Genomic DNA, 25,787 nt, shown 5'->3' on the forward strand with positions numbered 1-25,787 from the left:
GCTTATGCTCTACTTTTAGATTACCAAATACGTTGATTCTAAAAAGATGCCTCGCTCAAAATCTCGTCACGAGTTTTGCACAGCGCGTGAATCTCGCGATTTTCCGCACGCGCCTCGCTAACGTAGTAAAGAGTGGCGTCAATGCAGCTTAAATCAACGTTTGTAGCGCGCGCAAGCAGTAGCCTATACCAGTCAAGCTGCTCAAGTTTTAGGCGAATATCTTCCGCACTTTTTGGCCGCTTACCCGTCTTCCAATCAACGATTGTGTAGAGTTTTGATTCGTCGTTAGCGTCTAATCCTCCTGCAAAAACAGCATCCAAAGTGCCGTTGATGATTCTATTTGCAAACTCCGTATTATCGACTTGCATTAAAATCGGCATTTCTGCAGCAAGCGGCACTCGTTTTGCCCAACGCGATTCTATAAGCCGTTGCTTCCATTGATTTAGTGCGCAACTTTGAGAATCCGAATCCTTGCGATTCTGATTAAACTCGTAAAGCAAATCTTTGCGATCTTGAGGAATAAATTGCTCATCCAGCAAAGTGCCATTTTTTACAATAGTACGCCACTTAGCGCACTCGGATGCACTAGAAGACACTGCCGAATCCACAAATTGCTGCGCCCACGCGTGGAATTTTGTACCGAGATTTGCATCCATCGACGAAACGGACGGAATTGGGCGAATGCAAGCCAATAGATTGTTGTAAACTCGATCGTTTGCGCGCGCGCTAGCGTTTGCGTTTGCGTTTACATCAGGCGCAACTTTGCTTATTTTTTGCAAAGACGTTACGTTAAGCCTAGATCCGTTGGAAATCTTTTCCACCTTTTTTGCTAAGTCTTCTAGAGAATAATCGCCAGCGTTTTGCGATGTTAAATCGGCGTCTTGAACAAACGCTTTTGCGCGGTAATAAAGCGATTTTTGATGTGATATTAAGGAAGATTCGCCATCGGCATTGCCACTAAAATCACCATTAAAATCTTCACTTTTAACATCTTCACCCTTAACAAGCTTTGCAGATTCTTGAAGCGCATTTTCTACATCTTCACTCAAAGCACAAGGCCATTCAAGCACGCTTTCTTTAGCACGCGAATCGCTTTGAACTTTAATTTTTCCAAACTCTTTAGAAAGCTCACCTGCAAAATCGCCTGCAATAAAGCCAAAAACGTCTTCGCCGGAATCGCCAGAATCCGCAGAATTACTAGGATTCGCAGCATCACCAGAGACAGAATCGCCAGAATTTTCCGCCTCGCATTTTTTAACTTCAATCACACCATTAAGCGACTTTATAGCTTCCATCGACTCCTTAAGAAACACCGAAGCTGCACGCTTACGCCCATTTTCTTCCGAATCTCCCGAATTTGCTGAACCAGTTAAAAGCGCTGCAAACTTTGCGCGCGTAAGAGCAACGTACATAAGGTGGCGCTCGTCCATGTGAAGCTGGATTCCGCGCTCCTCACTTTGCGTAAATGGCATAAAATCAACGCTTTGCTGGGATTTATACGCATTATACACACGGCGAGTTTCTTCGCTCAAAAAATCGCCAGAATCCGCAGAACCACAATCCTCAGAGCCAGCATCCACCTCTTGAACAGCAGCCGCAAAATCACACAAAGCTTTGATTCTATCTGGTTTAATCTCGTCAAAAATCTTTTGCACACTATCTAAACTTTGCATGGATTTTTGCGGATGCATTGCCTCGGCACGCGTTACTGTATGCGGAAAATGCGGCAAAATATTGGCATCCACGCGCAACGCAGAAGGCACGCTTGCAGCAAACTCAATCGGTATGCGAGCGCTGGCTTGCCCATTATCATCAACTTTTAGCGAATCGCCTTGATTGCTTGGAAAAGCGCCCTCGTTTAGCCCAACTACAGCAACTGCTGGCCATTGCAAACCCTTTGATTGGTGAACTGTCATTAAAACAACTTGCGCACTATTTTGCTCTGTTCCAGAAGCTTGCAAATCAAGCGTTTTTGCTGAGTCAATCCAATTGATTAGTCCGCGCAAACTAACATCTTGCCACTCGCCCATCTCTTGCACATACGTTTCTACAATCGCGTTTAGCGAATCTAGAACATTGTGCATGTCGTTAAGCATTGTTTGATTGCTAAAATCCTTGTATTTTAAGGCCGCTCCAACAGCGCTATCAATATCTACGTTAAGCGCTTCAACAGCCGATTGCATAACGCTTGTTAGAGAATTTCTTTGCACGCGATCAACTTTATTTAGGATTTTACTAAGTCGACTTACTGCAGCAAATGCATGTGCGCTCAGCTTTTCTCGCATTTGGCTAACCCAATAATCGCCAGCAACCGCAGACTTACCAGAATCGCCAGCAACCGCAGACTTACCAGAATCGCCAGAATCCCCACTCGCCCCAAAATCGCCAAAATCGCGCATAATCAAATCCGCTAAATACACTCCGCCATAAATATTTATGACTTGCGCCGATATTTCCCCACTATTCGCCTTATTTCTAAGATTGCGAACGGCAGAATCCCACTGGCTTCTAGGCAATCCATCCTCAACAAGCCCAGCCGATGCATACACGTTGTAAAGATATTCCGTATTCGCACTATTTGCGATTGATGCCAACACACCCAAATCCGCGGTAGATAGCGCAAAACGAGGAGTGGCAAGAAGACGCATAAGCGAATTGGAGTCGCTATGGTCTTGAATCACTCTTAGCAAACTCAAAACATCTTTAACAGCAGGCTTTTCAATAAGCGAAGAGTAGCCAACTATGCTCGTGCGAATACCAGCATCCTCCAGCTTTTGAGCATATTGCGGCATTTTTGCTTTACTTCTAAAAAGAATCGCAAGTTGTGGTTCCAGTGGATTTTCGCCATATTTTTCAACGATTTTCTTAGCGAATTGCACAACTGCATCAATTTCTTCGCCTTGATTTGGCATAAACAACGCGCAAACAGTTCCATTTGGCGCATCATCTTTTGGCTTTAAAGTTTCCACTTGCACTTCGCGATCGTCAATGCTGCTAAATCTACGACTTGCGTTTTGCGTTGAATTATCGCCATTTTCCGCGCGCATCGGCTCGGTTAGCGCGTTTGCAACTTTTAGTATAAACAGCGAATTTCTGCGCGTAACAGTTAGCGAATACTTGTTTTGCGCGCTTATGTTAAAGTCTTGTTCAAACTTGCAAAAAGCTCCAGTCGAAGCACCTCTAAACGAATAGATTGCTTGGAACGGGTCACCTACTGCCATAACATGCGTGCGATTCCCTTCTGCAGCAGCATTACCATAAAACAGCGTATTTATAAGCATTGCTTGCGTTGTAGAAGTATCTTGATACTCGTCTAAAAGAACTTGCGAATATTGATTCCTGTATTGCGCGCAAATCGAAGGAAAATGCGTAACCAAATAATAAGCTGCAATCGTAAAATCGCTAAATTGCGCCATGTTTACGCGCTTTTTTTCGGCGTCAAATTGTAAAACAAGATCTAGCAAAATGTCTCGTTTTAGGCAAGCGTTGTATAGATTTATGCAAAATTGCAAGCACGAATCATTCCAATATTTTTCGTAATTTTTGCACGCATTCTTAAATTTTTCCGCAGACGCTTTCTCCACGTCTTGCTCACTCATTCCAGCTGTTTTTTTGACTTTTTTGTATTTTGGAATCGCTGGAGCTTTTGCGCTTAGCGGCGATTCTACTTTTCTATCTGCAATAACATTTTTTAAGTGTTTTGCAAACTCATTATTCCACTCGCGTATTTTTTGAACAGCTTGAGACACGCTTGAGCACGTTTCGCCTATACTATCTACTCCAATCATCGAGCACGATATTTCGGCACAAAGATTAATAACATCAGCACACAAAGTGTCAAAATTATATAGCTTACTTAAATTTTTAGCGTTATTTTGTGGATTATCTAAATATTTTCCGATTATACTTTTTATGATTTCCATCGCGCCAGCGTCGCTTAATGGCATTGTGTTTTGATTAAAGCCAACCAAAAGGCCGTATCTTCTTACGATTGATTGAAAGAACGCGTCATACGTCATAACTTCTGGCTTTAAGAATGACTTTGCTCCGCTTGCACTAACCTCCGCCGAAACGCGACTTAGCAATTCTGCAGCAGCTTTGTTTGTAAACGTTAAACCCAATATAGACTCTGGCGGAACTTTGCTTTTAATTAAATGTATTACGCGACGAGTCATGGTGTACGTTTTGCCGCTTCCAGCTCCAGCAACTATTAGCACGTCTTGATTAATCGGCGCTTCTATAACGTTTTTTTGCTCTAAGCTTGGACCACTATTATGTGTGGACTTTATGGCGCTAACGTTGTTATTGCTCATTTTTACCTTCAATCACTTCGTAAACAGTGTCCACTTTTTCCGCACACGCAGGGCAAACGTCTAAACATCTACAATAATTTTTATGATCCGCTTTTGGCTCTACAGCAAAACTCGTTGATTTAACAGCAGCAGCGGCAAAAAATACGCGAGATATCATCATAAGCGACCATTTTGCGCGCATTGGCAAGCCTACAAAATCCGCCCACGCACTTTGACTTACGCCTTGCGCAGGATTTTGAGCATCAATATTTGGAAGATCGTAAAGGCGATTATTGTTAGAATATCTGTAACGACTTATGATTTCACTAGCGCTTAACGAGCCATCCTCATCAAACAGCGAAGGCTGACAAATGTTCTCTGCAACGCCATTATCTTGCGCAGGAGAATCCTTGTACACAACGTGGAACAGCGCACTTCGCGCGATTTTTGTGTGCTTAAGCTTTAGCAATTGCTCATAGTCTTTATTGTTTTCGGAGCAAAAAACAATTCCCAGTTGATAGCAAATAAGCTGCAAATCATTAAAAACTTGCTGTGTTTTAGGAACTTTTCCTGTTTTATAGTCGATTAGGCGAATTTGTTGCGTGTTGTCGTTTAACTTTCTAAGTTCCATGCGGTCGATTCGCCCCTGGATTCTAACGCGCAAATCGCATGAGCCGCCATTAGGCCATCCGCCTACCAAAAATCCCATTATTGAATAAAGATCTTCCAAGCTTATTTGCGATTTAGCAGCAAGATTGTACGCGTTTAGAATATCGTCAAAGCCAAAAGTGGCGTTTATTTTGCACTCGCAATAAGCTTCCTCGAGACTACCCAAAGGAACATCTGCAATAGTCGGCTTTGCTGTTTTTGACTTTTCTGGAGCAGGCAGAATCTTTGTTACAACACCATCTTCGTCTTTTTGCGCAAGAATCGGGTAATTCTGCCCGTTTAGCGAGCCTACAAAATATTGAGCAATCGTGTAAAGCGCGCGGCGAACATTCAAATCGTTTTTTATAAAACGGTAGCGGTCTTTTACATTAGAAATACTAGAATCACTTGGGCAAATCGAATAATAATGCTCAATCATCTTATTCGCAACATCTTCAATCGCCTTTTTTTGCAAAGCACTAAACGATTCAAACGAAAAATCAAAGTCCGAAAATTCCTGCGCGCGAGCGCCAACAAACCCACTAACAAAAGCTTGAAGCTGTGGGTAGTTTTTGCGCAAATAATCGTTGTCTAAATGCTCATCTTGACTTGCCCACCTTGCAGTTTCGTGAATAAGCGTGCCGAATTGCGCTGCCGTACTTCCTACAGTCGGGCCAGCAAATTTACTCTCCAAAAGGCAACAAACTGGGCAAGACCAAAGTTTATCTACCATTGAAGGAGATAGAGTTACAAGATTTTTATTAGTGGAGATTTTTTCTTGTGACTTTTCTTGTGACTTTAGTGGCGATTCTTCTTGCGATTCAGCGGTTGCTTGCGATTCTTCGGTTGCTTGCGATTCTGGCTTCGCAGAACCAATCGCAGAATCGTAATTTTTACGCATAAAATCCCAATTATCTGGATTTGCTGCATCAACTCCGTTGTTTTTGAGCAGATTTAACGCATCTAACGCATCTTGAATCGTAGAATTTTTTGCCATTTTATGGCCATCATTAGAGCCACACTCCTCTTTAGCAAGCGTGATTCTAGACGCACAAACAAGACCTCTTGCATCGGCATCAACCGCCGCAAAATCGCCACAAAAATCTGTGTAATCGCAGCTTCCGTCTTGATTTCTCCAATAAATCTCTGGCAAATAGTAGTACAAAAAGTCCGAAGGAACGCAATCATCACTATTAACCGCACTTATGCAAAGATGCTTGCGAGCGCGCGTAATTGCCATTAGCAAGCTGCGCTGTTCGCCAGTAAAAATCGCTTGCTTATCACTTACGCAAATGCCATTAGGATTTTTAGAATACGCGTCAAAAAAGTACGTTATATCTCCACTTTCTCCACTTTCTCCACTTAAAATCCTGCTATTTAGCACAATATCAACAAGCGTTTCCGAAGCAAACATAGTGCTTCTAGCGGCAGTATTCGGCCAAACTCGCTGCTGAACCGCAGGAATCCACACGTAATCCCACGTTCTTCCAACCGAGCCAGAAGGCGTTGTAAGAGTCACAGCGTCTGGAAGAGGCGCCACGCTTGCAAGCGAATCCGCTTCGATTTCCATTTGGCGAACTTGATCAATAAACTCCACGATTGTTGGAGCAGCCGAGACTCCATTAGGCGTCTGCTGGCCTTGTGAGACTGTATACGAGAACGAATCCGCGTACTCAAAAAGACGCATTGCAGCATCTAGCCTATCGTTTGCCGCGCGGCCTTCATCACTATTACTAAGCGCTTGAATTTGCCACTTTTTAGCGCAATTGCAAAGATTCCAAGCCTTGCTTAAAACGTAGCTAACTTGATTTTCTCCGCTGTTTTTAACTTTTTCAAGGTTATTTTTTAGATTTTTAGAAAGTCTTAGAACAATATTAAACACGCGCATCAACGCACGCATATGAACACTGTTTGGGCGCATTTTTTGCAAAACAGAAAAGATTTCTGTAGATTTTACGCCTTGATTCTCTTCGTTTTCTGAATCACCTAAATCGCCAGAATCCGCAGAGCAGCCGTCAATAAGCGCCTTAAGAATCAAAAGATAACACGACTCAATGCTAAATTGCGTGCTATTTGCGTTTGGTTGCGCGCTAAAAACGCGATTGTCAACCGTAACGCTTGCGCTTTCAATCGCAGATGGCTCGTTTGCGCCTAAAAGGCGATTGCTAAGCGCTTTCCATTGCTCTATAAGACCGTGTAATGGCGAATTTTCTCCGCTTGCATTTGCACCGTTCGCCTTTGCACCGTTCGCCTTTGCACCATTTGCATTCGCGCCTAAAATCACTTCGCTAAGAGAACAAATTGAGCGCATAAGCGAGTCAACAGCAGCCAAACTTGCGCAATTGTAGTCACCAGAATCCACAAGCGGACTTTCCAAAACGGTCTTTATTCTAGAACGAACAAAATGCGCAATCGAATAAAGCGTGTAATTGCCCGAATGCACGCTTTTTGCTAAATCGTCAACGCTTTTTTGGCTAAATTGCGCTAACTCAATAATCGCAAAAAGCGCTTTAATAAACGGCTCGTCTCTAAGCGCGCGCGTGACGCTCGAGTAGCGCACAGGAACTCCGTCTTTTCTAAGACGCTCGCCAAACGCGCGAACTGTTGCATTATCGTGCGCAATTATTGCCATGTTTTTCCACGGAATCTTATTGTCTAGATGAGCGCGCTTTATTTGCCAAATAACGCAATCCATCTCTTGGCTAGGAGTTCTGTACAAATCGCCAGAAACCGAAGAATTTTCTGTTTTTTGCGAATTTAATTCGATTTTTTCTATAGGAAAAGCACCTTGAATATTGGCCATTTTCCAAGCCCTGCGGGCGATAGGCGTTTGCGTTGGCATAAGCGAAGCAATCGAAAGAGAAACGCGCGCAGAAAAAAGATTTAGCGCAATTGAGCGATTAGGCTGATTTAGAAAATCAGGGAGATTATGCGATTCTTGGCGCTTTACATCTTGCGACGCCTGTGTTGCAAAATCTTCGCCAAATCCTTCGACCTTATAATCGCAAATTTTAGAAACAGCAGCTTGCATAACGCCATTTTGCGCTGATTCAACAACGTAATCTGGGTACGATCCGCGGAATGATTGCACGGATTCGTCGGGATTTGCCGTTAAAATAATTCTCACGCCCAAGCGCGCTAGCGACTCAAGAAAAGCCAAACCAGCAAGCGTTACATCGTGAAAATCGTCAACAACCAGCATGTGCGGAAGGAAGAGTTTAAGAGCGTAAAACTCAAGTGAAGAATCGCAAGCCGCCGAAGATTCATTAGCACTATCGCAATGTAAATTATTAAAAATATCGTTCAAAATTTGAACGCCACTTGCCAAAAGCCTAGAAGAATCAAGCCTAAAAGCGTTCGGATACTTTTTGCGCACGCAATCCGCATACTCGCTTCTAAGAGCAAAAGCCAAATTCCATTGAGTTCTAATGCGGCTAACAATAATAGACGATACAAAATCTGAGTTAACGCTAAGCTGCGAGTCCAAACTGTTCAGCATATTTTTTTCCGCAAAGTCGCTTACAATGCCCATCTCGTCTAAGCGCGCGAGCATATCTCGAAGTTGGTGAATAAAAGCGCTATTTACAGAGATGTTAGAGATGTAATTAGAATCGAGCGAATCATGTGAATCACTAAAATCATGCGAATCATACGAATCCTCGCTATTTTGCGCGTTTTGTAATTTAGAAATTGTGTAAATCCAAGAATCACTAGAAGAATCACTAGAAGAATCTTTAGACGAAGAATCTTTGGAATAGTCGCTAGCAAAATACTCACTAAAAAGAGCGCAAACTTTGCAATTGCCACTATCGCCTTGCAAAACGTGATTAACGTGTACGCGCACAACTTCGCGAAGAAGAGCATCTTGCTCAGCGCCATTAAGCAACTTAGGTGCAGGCATGCCAAAAAGCTTGTTTCGCGCGGAAATCAAACTAAACGCAAGCGCGGAAAGTGTGCCAACTGGGCGCGATTGATGCGAAACACCCAAGTTTTGAATCACGTAATCCGACATTCGTGCAGCTGTAGAGCGATTTTGAGCAGCAGCAACAGCTATATCACCACGAATAGCGTTTTTTAGCAAAAGCTGCGCAGCGCGATTATTGAGCGAGCAAGGCGAATCAGATGCCGCGCTCCAATCAAAACGCAAACCCAAAAGCAACGCGCTAAGCGCAAAACTTGACTTGCCAGCGTTTGGTGCTCCAAAAACAAGCAAAACATTGGTGTTGCGTTCATGCGCGTTTTTAAGAGTGCCATTTAGCAACGATTGAACAGCAGCCAGCGCAGAATCTTCCGTACACATAAACACAATTCTACCAACTGGCGCGAGCTATTCCCGCGTCTGTTTATTTTTGCCCGCGTTTGTTTCTTTTTGCCCACGTTTGTTTACGTTTCGGCCTATTTTGGGAACAAAAGCAAGAACACTTTCTTGTGTTTGTTTATTTTTCCCCGCGTTTGTTTACGTTTCAGCCAATTTTGGGAACAAATGCGGGAAATTGGTGTGTGTTGTTAGTCGCGCTCACTATTGCTGACTAGAAAAGCGCTTAGCGCGAGCGTTTTTAATCGCAAGAAATGCTATTCCAATGCCAATAAAAATCAGCGTAAAGATTGCAAGCAAATAAACAACACCCACTCCAAGCGTTGTGGAATTAAACGTGTTTGGCGCAAATCCAAACCATCCTGCAGGCGCTTTGTAGTTCAAAAAATTGTACGGCGCTGCCATAGCATGATCCCCCCAACGCACGCCAGCAAACTCGCTTAGAGCAACAGCGTACGCAACGTAAGTGAGCGGCGGAATCGTAGCAAAATAAACGTGCGCACGGCTGGACTTGTACTTGTAATCAAAAAGAATAAAGTCAAAAATCGCAAGCAACGGCGTTATAAAATGCACACATAAGCTTGAGCACCCATTGTTCATGTACGCGCCAACAAATCCGAGCTTGTTTGTAGGAGCCAAGAAGCAAAGATATAGCGTAAAAGTGACAGCGATTGAAATCGTCATCATAAATTTAAAAACGTACCATGCGTTTGGTTTTGAATCTACCCAACCGCCAGCCTGCTCAGCCTGCTCAACCTGCTCATCGCTTTTAGACTTAAGAGCACTTCGCGTGTCTAGAATCAGCGAGCCAAGCAGCGCCGCGCAAATCATCAAGTTAGAAAGATTCGTAAAATACGTTAGCGCCATTGAATCCCAAGACATTGCCATTCCGTAAATAGAGCATACGATTGCAATAACTCGAATTATGGTTCTTGTAACGTAATCTTTGCGCGTTAGGACTAGTGTTTCGCTCATTTTAAGCTCGCTTTCAAATAAGTTTTAATTCTTATTTATGTTCTTCGATTATTTATGTTCTTCGATTTTTCGCATAAACACATTTCGTTTTACATAAATAAGATTTACTATACTTGACTCCGATCTATAAATAGCAAAACGTGCAAAATTCAATGGCGATTTTTGTAGATAATGCCAAACAATCTGCCGCAACGCGCGACGACCTGCCTTTTCGCTTGAGAAGCGTAGCGCGAAAAGGCAATTCGGAGCGCTGAGCCGCTTAGAGCAGAAGCACTGCTTCTGCGCGGCGAAGACGTTCGCGCGCTTAGACCGCGCGAACGACAGTACCTACCTTTTCGCTTAAAGCGTAGCGCGCGATTTTCCGCATTTTGTTGCTCGACACGCCGATTAGAGCAACATTTTCGGCAAAAATGCAAAAAACAAAAAGCCGCTGCAAGATGCGTAAAACAACTTGCAACGGCTAGTCGAAGTGGATTTGCTTGATTAAGCAATCACACAATCAATCAATCACATGATTACTCAATGTCATCATCGTAATCACTCTGACCACCTTGATCGTCAAGGTAATCATCTGGATTAAAATCATCACCGAGCTTCATGTCTCCAAAATCAATGTTAGAGAAGTCAACATCTGTCATGTCGCTTTCACCAAAGTTTGATGGAGTGCTATTTTCAGCAGTCACAGCAAGGTTTGGATACATAGCGTCACGAACTTCTGGATCCGCAGACACATCCGCATTACGGTAGCGCGCCAAACCAGTACCAGCTGGGATGAGCTTACCAATAATCACGTTCTCCTTTAGACCCTTAAGATCATCTTCCTTCTGACTCAAAGCAGCCTCAGTAAGCACGCGTGTAGTCTCCTGGAAGGATGCAGCAGAAAGCCAAGAATCCGTAGCCAAAGAAGCTTTGGTAATACCCATAAGCTCTGGTCGACCAGCAGCAGGCTTACCGCCATTCTTAACGGCAGCAAGATTTGCCTCGCGGAACTTTGCCTGATCCACAAGCTCACCTGGAAGCAACTCTGTGTCTCCAGAATCAATCACCGTAATACGGCGAAGCATCTGGTGAACAATAACCTCAATGTGCTTATCGTGAATATCAACGCCCTGAGAACGGTAAACGTTGTGAACTTCTTCCACAATATTCACCTGAGCAGCGCGCGGACCAAGGATTCGCAAAATCTTCTTAGGATCCACAGAACCCTCAATAAGCTGCGTGCCAACCTCAACGTGGTCGCCATCCTTAACAAGCATTGGAGCGCGGCGAGTTACTGGATAAACGATTGGCTCAACGGTTGTATCGTCTGGAGTCAAAGTGACTTGACGGCCGTGATCCGTATCTTCTACCTTTACAACGCCTGGGAACTCTGCGATTGGAGCCTCGCCCTTAGGAGTACGAGCCTCAAAAAGCTCGGTAACACGAGGAAGACCCTGCGTAATATCGCTTGCAGAAGCAACGCCACCAGAGTGGAAGGAACGAAGCGTAAGCTGCGTACCAGGCTCACCAATGGACTGTGCTGCAACAATACCAACAGCCTCGCCAACATCCACGAGTCGGCTTGTAGCCAAAGACCAGCCGTAGCACTTTGCGCAAACGCCGCGCTTAGACTCGCAAGTAAGCACAGAGCGAGCCTTAACCTCTTCAACGCCGTGCGCAACCAAACTGCGCAAAACGTCCATAGAAAGCGCGTCTCCACACTTTGCCAAAACTGTTGTACCGTCTGCAGGATCGAGCACGTCTGCAGCAAGCAAGCGAGAGTATGGGCCACCATCAGCAGCCTTAACAAGCGTCAAATTGCCGTTTTCGTCGCGGTCCGCAATCTTCATCATAAGGCCACGTTTCGTGCCGCAATCTTCTTCGCGAACAATAACTTCCTGCGAAACGTCCACAAGACGACGAGTCAAGTAGCCAGATTCTGCTGTACGAAGTGCGGTATCTGCCAAGCCCTTACGAGCACCGTGCTGCGAGATGAAGTACTCCAACACGGAAAGGCCATCGCGGTAGTTTGACTTAACAGGACGAGGAATAATCTCACCCTTAGGATTTGCCACCAAGCCTCGCATACCAGCAATCTGACGAATCTGCATCCAGTTACCACGCGCGCCAGACTGAACCATAATGTTCACGTTGTTGTCGTCGTGGAAGTTCTCGCGCATTGCGTCTGCAACCTTATCGGTGCATTCTGTCCACAAGTTAATCAACTCTTGACGACGCTCTTCGTCTGTAAGAAGACCCATATCGTACTGGGAGTTGATCTTTGCAGCCTGATCCTCGTAATCTTGCGCAATCTGCTCGCGATTTGGAGGAAGCACAATATCCGAGAATGCCATTGTAACGCCAGACCAAGGTGCACGCGTAAAGCCAAGATCCTTCAAAGCATCAAGGCTTGCCGCCACTTGCGCGGTGGAATAACGCGTAGCAATGTCGTCAACAATCTTAGAAAGCACGCCCTTTGGAACCTGCTGGTTTACAAACGGATAGTCCTCTGGAAGAGTGCTATTAAACAGCACGCGACCGCAAGACGTTGCAAACAGAACAGTTCCATCCTTAAAGCGCTCTTCGTGAACAACATCTGGGCTGCCTGGCTCTGGGTCTACAACCTTAAGCTCGGAAGGTTCCCAATCCTTTGGCAAAACAAAGTCTGCAGGAACGCGGATTAACACCTTAGCTTGCATGTCAATCTCGTGCTTGTCTAGCGCCATTTGAGCTTCTGCAAGCGAGGAGAAGATTCGGCCTTGACCCTTTGCACCGTCGATTACGGTAGACAAGTAGTACAAGCCCAAAATCATATCCTGAGATGGCATTGTAACGGTGTGACCATCTGCTGGCTTTAAGATGTTGTCGGATGCCATCATCAAGCTGCGAGCTTCTGCTTGAGCTTCGGCGGAAAGTGGCAAATGCACTGCCATCTGGTCACCATCGAAGTCGGCGTTGAATGCTGCGCAAGCAAGTGGTGGCAAGTGAATTGCCTTACCTTCAACCAAGATTGGCTCAAATGCCTGAATACCCAAGCGGTGAAGCGTAGGTGCGCGGTTAAGAAGAACAGGATGCTCGGAAATAACTTCCTCGAGCACGCCCCAAACCTCGGAATCTCCGCGATCCACAAGGCGCTTTGCGCTCTTCATATTCTGAGCAAAGCCCTGATCTACCAAACGCTTAATAACGAATGGCTTAAACAGCTCCAACGCCATTGGCTTAGGCAAGCCGCATTGATGCATGCGAAGGCTTGGGCCAACAACGATTACGGAACGGCCAGAGTAATCAACTCGCTTACCGAGCAAGTTCTGACGGAATCGACCCTGCTTACCCTTAAGCATGTCGGAAAGCGACTTTAATGGCCTATTGGATGCGCCAGTTACTGGGCGTCCACGACGACCGTTGTCGAAGAGTGAATCAACAGCTTCCTGAAGCATGCGCTTTTCGTTATTAAGCATGATTTCAGGAGCGCCAAGCTCAATCAGCCTCTTCAAACGATTGTTACGGTTGATTACACGACGGTACAAATCGTTCAAATCAGATGTTGCAAAGCGGCCACCATCAAGCTGAACCATTGGTCGCAAGTCTGGTGGGATTACTGGAATAACGTCCAAAACCATTGCTTCTGGCTTGTTTCCAGTAGTCAAGAACGCGTTCACAACCTTAAGTCGCTTCAAAGCGCGCGCCTTGCGCTGACCAGTACCATTGTCGATTTCTTCGCGAAGTTCTACTGCAGCAGACTTAAGATCGAAGTCTTGCAAGCGCTTCTTGATTGCTTCCGCGCCCATGCATCCTTCAAAGTAGTCGCCATAGCGATCTTCCATCTCTCGCCAAAGATCAACATCGCCTTCCATATCTCCTGCACGCAAGCCCTTAAAGCGATCGAAAACTGCGTTCAAACGCTGAATTTGCTCGTCGTAGCGAGTACGGATAGCAGACATTTCGCGCTCAGCTCCAGCACGCAACTTAGACTTTGCGCTACCTTTTGCCTCGCCCGATTCTTCTAGCTCGTGAAAATCTTCTTCTGCCTTCTTTGCGCGCGCATCAATCTCGTTGTCGCGGCGCTTACGAAGATTGCCAATTTCGGTATCAAACTCGTCTTGCAAGTCTGGAAGATCTTGGTGACGCTGCTCTTCGTCTACCTTAGTAACCATGTAAGCTGCAAAGTAGATGACTTTTTCCAAGTCTTTTGGAGCAATATCGAGCAAATATCCCAAGCGGCTTGGCACACCCTTGAAGAACCAAATGTGTGTTACAGGAGCCGCAAGCTCAATATGACCCATGCGTTCACGGCGAACGCGGCTGCGTGTAACTTCCACGCCGCATCGCTCGCACACGATTCCCTTAAAGCGTACGCGCTTATACTTGCCGCACGCGCACTCCCAATCGCGAGTAGGACCAAAAATCTGCTCACCGAACAGACCATCCTTCTCTGGCTTAAGGGTACGGTAATTAATGGTTTCTGGCTTCTTAACTTCGCCGTGGCTCCAGCTACGGATGTCTTCGGCAGTGGCCAGTCCAATCCTCAGTTTGTCAAATGCGTTGACGTCCAGCACTATTATCGTCCTGTCTCATGAAATTGTTTTTCTAAGTTTCTTAAAGTGATTAGTGATTAGTGATTAGTGATTAAAACACTTGTAACACTTGTATCACTGGTATTCAGGTTCTTGAATAACTTGGTCTTCTTTGGCAGACGAATCTGGTCGTGCACCAATATTAAAGCCCAAATTTTCAGAAGACGACACCGGATCATCATCTTCATCCTTCATGTCGATTGCCACTCCTTCGGAGTTAAGCACCTCAACATTCAAGGAGAGCGACTGCATTTCCTTGAGCAACACCTTAAAGGACTCAGGAATACCAGCAGGTGGAAGATTATCGCCCTTAACAATAGCGCCATACACGCGCACGCGACCGTCAACGTCATCAGACTTTGTGGTCATCATTTCGTGCAATGTGTACGCAGCGCCATAAGCCTCAAGGGCCCACACTTCCATCTCGCCAAAGCGCTGGCCGCCGAACTGAGCCTTACCACCCAACGGCTGCTGGGTAATCATAGAGTAAGGACCAGTGGAACGAGCGTGAATCTTATCATCAACCAAGTGATGCAGCTTCAAGATGTACATGTAGCCAACAGAAATTGGCTTAGGGAATGGCTCACCAGTGCGGCCGTCAAACAGAGTTGCCTTACCGTCGGAACCAACAAGCTTATTGCCGTCGCGGTCCGCAAGCGTAGTGCTCAAAAGACCCTTCAAAGTCTCTGGGCGCACGCCGTCGAACACTGGAGTTGCAACAGGAGTGCATGGATCGCCGTGCTCGGCGCCTTGTGGCACATACTTCTTCCAAGCAGCCTCAAGGTCTGGATCCAAATTAATATCCCAGCCTGCGTGAGCAATCCAACCCAAGTGAAGCTCGAGCACCTGGCCCAAGTTCATTCGAGAAGGCACGCCCAGCGGGTTAAGCATAATGTCTACTGGAGTACCATCCTCCAAGAATGGCATATCCTCTTCTGGCAAAATGCGGGAAATAACACCCTTGTTGCCGTGACGACCAGAAAGCTTATCGCCCTGCGTAATCTTGCGATGCTGAGCAATGTACACGCGAATCATCTGGTTTACGCCATTTGGAAGCTCATCGCCATCGTCTTCAGCGTCTTCACGAGTGATTTCCTTAACAGCAATCACAGTACCAGTTTCGCCGTGTGGCACGCGCAAAGAAGTGTCTCGAACTTCGCGGCTCTTTTCGCCAAAGATTGCGCGAAGCAAGCGCTCTTCTGGAGTAAGCTCGGTCTCGCCCTTAGGTGTTACCTTACCAACCAAAATGTCGCCAGCTTCTACCTCGGCACCAATGCGAATAATACCGCGCTCGTCGAGGTTTGCAATAGCGTCTTCGCCAACGTTTGGAAGGTCGCGAGTAATCTCTTCGGCACCAAGCTTGGTTTCGCGCGCGTCAATCTCGTACTCTTCAATGTGAATCGAAGAAAGCGTATCGTCTTGCACGAGTCGCTGAGAAATAATCACAGCATCCTCGTAGTTGTAGCCGTTCCAAGGCATAAACGCAACAAGCAAATTCTTACCGAGTGCAAGCTCACCCTTATCTGTTGCAGGGCCATCAGCCAAAACAGTTCCTGCTTCAACGCGCTCGCCATCTTTAATAAGCGGCACCTGGTTGTAGCAAGTAGTCTGGTTGGAACGCTGGAACTTAGAAAGCTTGTAGCTAGATTGAGTTCCGTCATCGTTCATAACGCGAATAATATCTGCAGAAACGTAGGTTACAACGCCTGGCTTTTCGGAAAGAATCACGTCTCCAGAATCAACTGCAGCACGCCATTCGGAACCCGTACCAACAAGTGGACGCTCCGACTTAATAAGAGGCACGGCCTGGCGCTGCATGTTGGTACCCATCAATGCACGGTGTCCTTCATCGTGCTCCAAGAATGGAATCAAGCTTGCGCCAAGAGAAACCATCTGACGTGGAGAAACATCCATGTAGTCAACAGTGCTAACAGGCACATCGACTGCCTCTTCTTCGTCCACGCGAGCAAGAGCCTGAGTGCCAACAAAGTTGCCATTTTCGTCGAGCTCCTGGTTTGCCTGAGCAATAACGTGCTCGGCTTCGCGATCTGCAGTCATATATTCGACTTCGTTAGTCACATGACCATTAACAACCTTGCGATAAGGCGTTTCAATAAAGCCGAATGGGTTGATGCGACCAAAGGTTGCAAGAGAGCCGATAAGACCGATGTTTGGACCTTCTGGGGATTCGATTGGGCACATACGACCAAAGTGGGATGGGTGCACGTCTCGAACTTCCATAGATGCGCGGTCTCTAGAAAGACCACCAGGACCAAGCGCAGAGAGACGACGCTTGTTTGTAACGCCTGCCAAAGGATTATTCTGATCCATAAACTGGCTAAGCTGGGAAGTTCCGAAGAACTCCTTAATCGTAGCGTTAACTGGTCGAATGTTAATCAGCGACTGTGGTGTAATCGCCTCAGCGTCTTGCGTTGTCATGCGCTCGCGCACAACGCGCTCCATGCGGCTTAAGCCAGTACGAATCTGATTCTGTACAAGCTCGCCAACCTGACGGATTCGGCGATTTCCAAAGTGATCAATATCGTCTACGTCTACACGCAACTGCACATCTTCGCCATCGCGCTTTCCTGGGAAAGTCTTTTCGCCAGCATGCAAAGTAACCAAATACTTGATTGTTGCAATAATGTCTTCGCGATTCAAGCTGCGATCGTTGTAATCCGCTTCCAAACCAAGCTTGCGATTAATCTTGTAGCGACCAACGCGCGCCAAATCGTAGCGCTTTGTGTTGAAGTAGAAGGATTCGAGCAAATTGCGACCCGCGTCTGGAGTGGCAGTATCTGCTGGACGAATCTTTCTGTACAAGTCTGTAAGAGCATCGTCTTGAGTATCGATTGGCTCTTTTTCTAGAGCGTCGAGAACAAGAGGATAACCCTGGAATGCTTCGGCAATTTCTGGCTTAGTCATGCCGATTGCCATTAAGAATACGATTGCAGACTGCTTGCGCTTGCGATCTACGCGCACGCCAAGAACATCGCGCTTATCAATCTCGAACTCAAGCCACGCTCCGCGACTTGGAATGATTTTTGCGCCAAAAACGTCTTTATCGGAAGTGCGATCTTGCGTGCGATCGAAGTACACGCCTGGGGAACGCACAAGCTGAGACACGATTACGCGCTCAGTGCCGCCAATAATGAATGTTCCGTGTGGGGTTTGTAATGGGAAATCACCCATAAAAACAGTCTGGCTCTTAATCTCGCCAGTTTCGCCATTTTCAAACTCTGCATTTACGTACAAAGGAGCGGAATACGTGTAATCCTTCTCTTTGCACTCAAGCACAGTGTGACGTGGCTCTTCAAAATATGGATCCGAGAATGTGAGGCTCATTGTCTCAGCAAAATTCTCGATTGGAGAAATCTCTTGGAACACTTCTTCCAGACCAGAGACGTGTGGCACCGTGTGAGTGCCATTTGCCTCATCTTCTTCGACGCGCTTCTTCCAACGCTCGGAGCCGATCAGCCAGTCAAAGCTGTCGGTTTGCACACCGAGGAGGTATGGCACATCGATTGGCTCACAAATGGAGCCGAAATTCACACGATCCGACGCTTTGTGCAACTTAATGCTGTGCTCGTCGGCACGCGCGATGACTTTGGTGGTGTTCGTCGTAGCTTGTTCAGCAGCCAATGGACGTTCCTTTATCGCTAGCTAGTTTTATTAATCCTTGGGAGCTTTAGAAAATCGCAGCAAACGCGCTTAAAATCAACGATTTTGGGTTTGCGGGCGCCTTCTTCGGTTCCTTGAGTATGCCCGCTATATGACACACCGTGTACAAAGAAACGATTTTACCCCTTCGCTTCGACTTTTTATCGTCATTTATGTAGGCACTAGCGAACAGAAATAACCACGGGATTGCTTTGCAACCCTGCTACGTCTTTATGCTCTATTTGCGCAATATACGTTCCGCGCGAAACTTTAGGCAAATCGGAGTCATTCGCGCAATTTTCTCCACTTGGCGTGCCAATCGTAGCGTTTGCATTCCAAGTAAACTTTTTATCGTACGAATCGCCTTTTGCCATAAGTAGCGGCTTGAGTGGAATTACGCACATATCTGATTGCCATTGCGGAACAACTGTTTGTGCAGACTTGTCTTTCGACTTATTCGACTGATTCGACTTATTTTGCTTATTTGACTTATTTGACTTATCGCCTTTTGCGCCAGAAGAATCGCCAGCAGCTTGCGATGAATCGCCTGCACTTTGGCCTATATTCAACACCATTCTTCCGCTCGAAGCGTCAATCCTGCACGAATCGTCGCCTTCGTAAACAATGTGAGCATTAAACTCTAAAGTTCCACCCATTGGAACCGCCTGAGATGCAGCAGATAGCTCAATTCTAACGTCTTTTGCACTGCATTTTTTTATGACTCCAACAGGCCTTGGATCTGGCACAAGCTGTTTAGATAGAGTAACGTCTGAATGTTTGTTTATAGCGGTTCCGATTGCGCTAATGCCCTTAAAAATGCTGACTATGCAAAAAATGCAGAATGCTAAAACAGCCAGCAGCCCCACGCAAACTACGATTCGGCGGCGAATGTACATGCGGCGGCGCGCAGCACTAATCTTCCGCTTAGGTTTACGTTTTAACACAGGCATATTAACCATTGTAATGCATGAGTAGTTTTAAGACTATTTTTGGCTATTTATGGCGATTTCTAGCTATTTATTACTATTTTCCGCCCTCAAATCCAAGCTGACGCCACGCCTCATAAATGGCGATTGATGCGCAATTCGTAAGATTTAAGCTTCTAAGCGAAGGTCGCATTGGCAAGCGAACCTGTTCCGCAACATGCGAGCCTGCCATAATATCCATTGGGTCTGGAATATCTCCTGGCTCTGGTCCAAAAAGCAAAATATCGTTCGGCTTATACTCAACATCTGTGTAAAGTTTTGTGGCGTTTGCAGTAAACGCAATTATGCGAGAATTTGGCATTGACTCAACAAGGTTTTCAAAATTCGGATGCATAACAACGTGTGCCATATCGTGATAATCAAGACCCGCGCGACGAAGCTTTGTGTCTTGAAGATTAAATCCAAGCGGCTCTACAAGATGCAAAATTGTGCCCGTTACAGCGCAAAGGCGAATCGCAGATCCTGTGTTTCCTGGGATTCTAGGCGAATAGAAGCACAAGTGCGGAGTTTGAGTTTGCGCAGTGCTTGCATCTTGCGCGCTTAGCATGGCATCCATAACGCTGATTGGATTTCCGTGCGCGTCTGTTACAAGCTCGTCTGGGCCGTAGTTTGACTTTCGGTAGCCGTACTCATACATCTGCTCTACTCGATTGACTGGGTTTTGCGCATCTGGATTTTGTAAATCCGTGTTTTGTGCATCTTGCATATTCGTCATAATCACCTCAATAAAATCATCATAATAAAAATAAGCGCAAATCCTGCAAAATCAGCCCACGAGAACACAGCTCCAGTAAATACAACAGCCGTGATTGCAGCCATAACAGGCTCGCTCGCGCCCAAAAGCGTTCCGCGCACAGATCCAACTCGCATAATGCCAGCCAAAAACATCCAATATGCGCCAAAAGTTCCGCCAACAATAGTAAAAGTAAACAGCAAATACGCGCTCAAATCCAAAGGAGGCATTGTTTGCCATGGCTTCACAAATGGCAGCATAATAAGACCTGCAATAATAAACGTGATTCCGTTTACAGTAAGATTTCCCCATTTTGCAATCAATTTGACTGGCATAATCGCAAGCGCCGCCGTACTCGCAGCATCCGCTAATCCCCACAAAAGTCCCATCAACGGCAGTGAAAGCGAGCTAAAATTGCCACCCGTTGCCATAAGCGCAGTTCCTGCAAACGCAAGCAAAACACCAATGTTTTCGCGCAAAGTCGGAGTTCTTTTTGACCGCAAACACACGTAAACAAGCACAAAAAGAAGATTGAGGCTTTGCAAAACGGTAGCTGTTCCAGAGTTAGTCCAGTCGATTGTAAAAAGATACGCAACTTGCGTTAAAAGCACGCACACAATACCTGTTACGACTAGCATTGGCCATGATTTTTTTGTGCTTAATGCGCCAACGAGTTGCTTGCGATTAACAATTGAGGCAACAATTACGAATAGCACGCCTGCAGCAAGCTGACGAACGCACGCGATTTGCAGCGGACTTACAAGGTATTTAGACATTAGAATCTTAGAAACTGTAGCGTTTGTGCCCCAAAGCGCTCCGCCAAGAATTGTTAAGATTATGCCAATCATCATTGTGCGCGGACTATGATCAACTGCAGGATTTGTCTTTTTAGGCTTTATTTTTTGGATATTCTTTACAAAACCAACATCCATGCTAAACACCTTCTAAACTTAAATCCTGTATTTGATAATAATCCTGTAGTTTTGCACATCTGTAGTAAGTCGCAAATCACAAATCGCAAATCGCTTACTACATATGAAAAATCTACACTATCATATAATCAACAACACGCACATAATCGACAACACGCAATTGCAAGGATTGTATGTGCAATAAATCTATTGAGGTGATTTAAGAATCGCAAAAACGTTAAAAATGTCGCTCGCGCGTTACAGCGCGCTATGTCGCTCGCGCAGATTAGCTGCGCTCACGTCTTCGCAGCGCAGAAGCAGTGCTTCTGTCTTGAGCTGCTCAGCGCGCAAAATTGCCTTCGCGCGCTACGCTTCAAGCGCTCCGGCAGGTTGGCGCGCGCAGCTATTAGTAGCCGCTCGGCTGATTTGGCATGTAAAGTCCACTGGACTTTACGTTTGAGCGGCTCAGCGAATCGAGGTGATTTCTCGCGCATTATGCAGCTCGAAATCGTCGATTCGCGCTACGCTTTAAGCGAAAAGGCAGGTCGTCGCGCAACGCGCGATTTTGCATTATCCGCACACTATGTTATCTTATTTAAGTTGTCTTTCGTTGTGTGTTTAGCGCAATGATTGATGTGGAGAATTCGCCTAGTGGTCTATGGCGCACGCTTGGAAAGCGTGTTGGTGTAACAGCCTCACGAGTTCGAATCTCGTATTCTCCGCGAGTAGGGTTTCTAGCCAATCGCTAGAAGCCCTTTTTTCATGCCGATTACCCAAAAACGCCCCGGCCTCGTCTTAATGCCCAGAAGCGGCGTAATGCTGCTCAACCTGGTTTTTTATTGGCTCCCACAAATCAACGTTTGCAGCATACCAGTCAATTGTCTCTTGTAGATTCTGCCGCATATCTAAATGCTTAGCGCTCCACCCAAGTTGCGTGCGTATTTTAGACGCATCAAGCGCATAACGCTTATCTTCCCCAGGTCGCTCATTAACATTCATTATGCACGACTCAGTCTTACCCATTATTGTTAGCAGCATTTTTAACAGACTTATATTATTCATCTCGCACTGCGCTCCAATAATGTATGTTTCACAAATTGTTCCACGAACCAGCACTTGCCAAATCGCATCGCAATTATCTTCAACATAAATCCAATCTCGCACAGAATCGCCTTTACCATAAAGTTTTACAGGCATATTGCAGATTATGTTTGTAATTTGACGAGGAATAAACTTTTCAATATGCTGACGAGGGCCATAATTATTGCCACTGTTAGAAATAGTTGCTCTCAATCCGTACGTTCTGCACCATGCGCGAACTAAATGATCACTAGCTGCTTTACTTGCAGAATATGGACTTGATGGCCTGTACGGACTATTTTCGTTAAAACGCTCGCGACTATTTAGCAGCAAATCTCCATACACTTCGTCTGTGCTTACATGATGAAAACGAATATCATATTTTCGAGCAGAATTAAGCAACACGTATGTGCCATAAATGTTTGTGCTCATAAAAGGATCAAAGTATTCAATCGCATTATCGTTGTGTGATTCTGCAGCAAAATGCACAATCGCATCTATTGCAGGCAAAGCATTACCCGAATCAGTTTTATGCAAAGAACTAGGATTAAGCAATTGATCAACTAAATTAGAATCACGAACATCGCCATGGATAAAAGCATAACGCTTGTTTTTAAAATCACCAGGCAGCCCGCGCAAATTATTTATATTGCCAGCATATGTAAGTGAATCAAGCACGCTAACAGCAACATCTGGATGATATTTTGCAATATAATGCACAAAATTTGATCCTATAAATCCAGCACCGCCCGTAACCAGTATGTGTGACGGGCAAAATTCACTATGCTTTTTACTGTTGGCACACATCTCTACAACACCTTTTAGCCACGTTTAAACTTTAAATCAACAATCTTTAAATCAACAATCAGCCTAATAAAATTACCGTTTATTATTGCGGCAAATTATTGTTGCAGTAAATACACCACGCAGCTAAAGTAATCCCATCGTCGATTTTGTTATTTTTAATCATATTTACAATCTCATCGAAAGAAAACCAGTATAAATTACTTAATTCCCAATCGGTTTCGAAGTTTTTTTCGGCGTCTATTTTCGCACCTTCGCCAGAGACTTCCCCAGCCTCTTCTTTAGCGCAAGGAATTGAAATATCCGCAACAGCAATATCTCCACAAATAATTCCCGTATCGGCATAAATTTTCTGCAAAATAGTAACATGTGAATAATTTTTTATACCCGTTTCTTCACGCAATTCACGCAATGCAGTTTCCACAGGATTTTCGCCCAACATTCCCATTCCACGAGGAAATTCCCAATGCCATTTTTTTGTGCTAATACGCCAATGACGCGCAAGCAAATATTCATTATTGTTTATTAAACTATTGTGCGCACTTTGATTAACGTCACTAGAACTTTGTAAAACATCATTGCTCGTAGAACATTTATCTTTGGATTTTCTGCTAACAACACAAACCGCACCAGTAACTTTATTAGCCGTAGAAACAGTATACATGCGAAGCTTTTTGCCGCCTTTGCGCACAGTTACATTTTGGCAATTAACTGTAAAATCAGCACTTTTTTCATCTCGATATATAACTTTTTGATCACCTTCTAGTATAAGCGGAGGCTCATCGTCAATAATATTTTTACCATTAATTAACGAGTCAATATTCTCACTCATATTTATCACCAACTAATTGATAATTACTTTCTTATTTTTCTAGCAGCAGATATAAACCACTTACAATACAAATTCGATTCCAACAGCGCATAATCATTAAGACGCAAAGAACACGATTGTTTTACACGCTGTATGAGTACGCTTTATCCAGTTAAACATATTTAACGCTTCTGGAAGGATTGAAACAATCCAGCTAATCAAAATAATAAAATACACTGGAATCGAACTATCGTTAAACAAAGCCTTGTCGCATAATACAGATATAAAAGCAAACAAAACAACGCCGATAAAGCCTTTAAAAATGTCTTTTCTATCTTTTTCAATATCATCATCTTCTTTAGCTTTATCAACTAAATAAGCAATGTTTAATCCATATTTCTTCTGTTTTTTAAATGATGTTTGCGGGCCACATGCGCGCCACTTTTTTATAGCCGTTTGCGACTTATAACAAAAATTAGCAAATACAGAATTAGGCATTCCGCCTATAACAGATGTAATTTCTCCAGCTAACGCAATTGATTCTTTTGGATTACATTTGCAATAAAAATTAAAAATCGATTTATGGCCATCTGCCAATTTTTTACCGCTATTGGCATCATATTTGTATGCAACTTGAGCATATGAATTTTCTTTAGCATTTACAGTTGTCATATATGCATCAAGCGTCATTGATATTGCTCTTAAATAAACAAACTGATACCAATCTTTAAGCATTTTTTGAGTGCAATATTTATTCGTTTTGGAATTAGAATCTAATGATTCATCTTCCACCGCATTATTTTTAGCAGTAGATTCAAGTATGACTTTATTAAAATCTTCTAATCTTTTACTTTCCTCATCAATAAAATTAAAAGCTTTTGAACGACCACAGTATTCAGGATTTACAAGTTTTAAAATAATATCTTCAAAAAACTTATACTGCTCCATCAAGGTATTACTACTTTTAGAATGACCTTTATTCGCACTAATCTTTTGCAATGCACTAAGCCTTATGGCTTCTTCTTTACATGCGTTTAATATGATTTTTGAATTTTTTTCAGCAAGAGATACAAAAATACCTTTAAATTTTTCAAAATTTTCGTTCTTCTCGTATTTTACTAAGCCATTTTCACAAGCCTCAATCCACTCATACCATCTTTGCGCAAGAAAATCATATTTACCACAGGATTTTGATCCATCTTTACCTAAATCATGTTTTTCAAAAATTTCCTCAAACGCATCCGCTACCGATTGCACTTGTTTTTTAACGCAATCTAAAGAAACATCACCTTTAGCAATATTTAGATTATGGGTTAGTTTTTTACAAATATCTGGATTATTTTCTACAGTCTCTTTTGATAATGTTTTACCAAAAATGCAATATTTTAACGGTCTTAGCCTATAAGAATTTTCACCATTTTCCAAGCCATTTTCCAAGCCATTTTCCAAGCCATTTTCCAAGCCATTGTCTTCTTTAACATTTTTAACATTTTTAACAGTGAAAAAACTGAGGAATGATTCAAATATATTATTTCCTCTTCCTCGAATAATTATTGAAGGATTACGGCTATACGAAAATGAATCATTAAACCCACTAGAATCGTTAGAATCATCTTGCTCTACTACATTAGTCAACATATCTGCAATATCTTTTGGACCAAAGAGTAGGAAAAATATGCCATCAAAAAGCTCTGCGTCAGTAATTAGAATATGCGGAGAATACAAATAAGCAGTGCGAATTATTCCAGCAAAATAATTACGTATTTTAGGGTATCTATGTAAAAGTGAATGCACTTTGTAGTTTGTTTTATTGCCAATCCACAAATTGTCAAAACTAACTACATTATTTTTAGATTCACTAATATCTTTATTATTCCAAGAATCAGAATTAATCTGTTTTACAATATCGCTCCACACAGTTGCTTGCTCTGTGGAATCAAAATTAGAAACAGTTGTCATACGAGTTTTTTGTATCAGCTCTTTAGACTCATCTGCTTTCTTAGAATCATGTAACATATT

At 44.2% G+C, this 25,787-nt stretch carries 11 protein-coding genes and 1 tRNA gene; 1 reads left to right on the forward strand and 11 read right to left on the reverse strand.

The annotated features are described in order from the left end of the window. Positions 1-38: 38 nt before the first annotated feature. The 8 genes from NYP65_RS03255 to NYP65_RS03290 form a co-directional block, all read right to left on the reverse strand. The gene (locus NYP65_RS03255; RefSeq protein ID WP_115757356.1) at positions 39-4,313 is read right to left on the reverse strand and encodes an ATP-dependent DNA helicase; all 4,275 of its coding nucleotides are present in this window, start codon (positions 4,311-4,313) and stop codon (positions 39-41) included. Beyond that, a complete protein-coding gene (locus NYP65_RS03260) occupies positions 4,303-9,240 on the reverse strand; it encodes a PD-(D/E)XK nuclease family protein (RefSeq protein ID WP_473410601.1) in 4,938 nt (1,645 codons plus the stop codon). The genes NYP65_RS03255 and NYP65_RS03260 overlap by 11 nt, the downstream gene beginning before the upstream one ends. Before the next feature lie 219 nt (positions 9,241-9,459). Beyond that, positions 9,460-10,230 carry a hypothetical protein gene (locus tag NYP65_RS03265; RefSeq protein ID WP_101889710.1) on the reverse strand — a complete coding sequence of 257 codons (771 nt, stop codon included), beginning with the start codon at positions 10,228-10,230 and terminating at the stop codon, positions 9,460-9,462. 515 nt (positions 10,231-10,745) lie between these two features. Then, positions 10,746-14,765: a DNA-directed RNA polymerase subunit beta' gene (locus tag NYP65_RS03270; RefSeq protein WP_473410602.1), complete on the reverse strand. Its 4,020-nt coding sequence runs from the start codon at positions 14,763-14,765 to the stop codon at positions 10,746-10,748. Between the two features lie 93 nt (positions 14,766-14,858). Continuing rightward, the gene (gene rpoB / locus NYP65_RS03275; RefSeq protein WP_415691321.1) at positions 14,859-18,425 is read right to left on the reverse strand and encodes a DNA-directed RNA polymerase subunit beta; all 3,567 of its coding nucleotides are present in this window, start codon (positions 18,423-18,425) and stop codon (positions 14,859-14,861) included. Positions 18,426-18,625: 200 nt separating this feature from the next. Then, entirely contained in the window at positions 18,626-19,402 is a 777-nt protein-coding gene (locus NYP65_RS03280; RefSeq protein ID WP_473410603.1) for a peptide ABC transporter permease, read from the reverse strand. 64 nt (positions 19,403-19,466) lie between these two features. Further along, positions 19,467-20,135 (reverse strand): tRNA (cytidine(34)-2'-O)-methyltransferase, encoded by a 669-nt coding sequence (locus NYP65_RS03285; RefSeq protein ID WP_473410781.1) that lies wholly within the window; start codon positions 20,133-20,135, stop codon positions 19,467-19,469. A gap of 11 nt (positions 20,136-20,146) precedes the next feature. Further along, positions 20,147-21,094 (reverse strand): DMT family transporter, encoded by a 948-nt coding sequence (locus NYP65_RS03290; RefSeq protein ID WP_004129941.1) that lies wholly within the window; start codon positions 21,092-21,094, stop codon positions 20,147-20,149. Between the two features lie 616 nt (positions 21,095-21,710). Between NYP65_RS03290 and NYP65_RS03295 the strand changes: the two genes are divergently transcribed. Next, positions 21,711-21,795: transfer RNA gene (locus tag NYP65_RS03295), tRNA-Ser, on the forward strand. Between the two features lie 73 nt (positions 21,796-21,868). Here the strand turns inward: NYP65_RS03295 and rfbB are convergent. The 3 genes from rfbB to NYP65_RS03310 form a co-directional block, all read right to left on the reverse strand. Further along, a complete protein-coding gene (gene rfbB / locus NYP65_RS03300) occupies positions 21,869-22,960 on the reverse strand; it encodes a dTDP-glucose 4,6-dehydratase (protein ID WP_101889727.1) in 1,092 nt (363 codons plus the stop codon). Between the two features lie 82 nt (positions 22,961-23,042). Next, positions 23,043-23,789 carry an NUDIX hydrolase gene (locus tag NYP65_RS03305; protein WP_101889728.1) on the reverse strand — a complete coding sequence of 249 codons (747 nt, stop codon included), beginning with the start codon at positions 23,787-23,789 and terminating at the stop codon, positions 23,043-23,045. A gap of 96 nt (positions 23,790-23,885) precedes the next feature. Beyond that, the gene (locus tag NYP65_RS03310; RefSeq protein ID WP_473410604.1) at positions 23,886-25,784 is read right to left on the reverse strand and encodes a hypothetical protein; all 1,899 of its coding nucleotides are present in this window, start codon (positions 25,782-25,784) and stop codon (positions 23,886-23,888) included. Positions 25,785-25,787 lie beyond the last annotated feature (3 nt).

This window comes from Gardnerella sp. c12Ub_1, assembly GCF_055804375.1.

Excerpts from the sequence above, each read along its gene's own strand:
- NYP65_RS03310 (WP_473410604.1), bottom strand. The coding sequence starts at position 25,784 with ATGTTACATGATTCTAAGAAAGCAGATGAGTCTAAAGAGCTGATACAA.
- NYP65_RS03305 (WP_101889728.1), bottom strand. The coding sequence starts at position 23,789 with ATGAGTGAGAATATTGACTCGTTAATTAATGGTAAAAATATTATTGAC.
- NYP65_RS03255 (WP_115757356.1), bottom strand. The coding sequence starts at position 4,313 with ATGAGCAATAACAACGTTAGCGCCATAAAGTCCACACATAATAGTGGT.
- NYP65_RS03290 (WP_004129941.1), bottom strand. The coding sequence starts at position 21,094 with ATGGATGTTGGTTTTGTAAAGAATATCCAAAAAATAAAGCCTAAAAAG.
- NYP65_RS03265 (WP_101889710.1), bottom strand. The coding sequence starts at position 10,230 with ATGAGCGAAACACTAGTCCTAACGCGCAAAGATTACGTTACAAGAACC.
- rfbB (WP_101889727.1), bottom strand. The coding sequence starts at position 22,960 with ATGTGTGCCAACAGTAAAAAGCATAGTGAATTTTGCCCGTCACACATA.
- NYP65_RS03260 (WP_473410601.1), bottom strand. The coding sequence starts at position 9,240 with ATGTGTACGGAAGATTCTGCGCTGGCTGCTGTTCAATCGTTGCTAAAT.
- NYP65_RS03280 (WP_473410603.1), bottom strand. The coding sequence starts at position 19,402 with ATGGTTAATATGCCTGTGTTAAAACGTAAACCTAAGCGGAAGATTAGT.
- NYP65_RS03285 (WP_473410781.1), bottom strand. The coding sequence starts at position 20,135 with ATGCAAGATGCACAAAACACGGATTTACAAAATCCAGATGCGCAAAAC.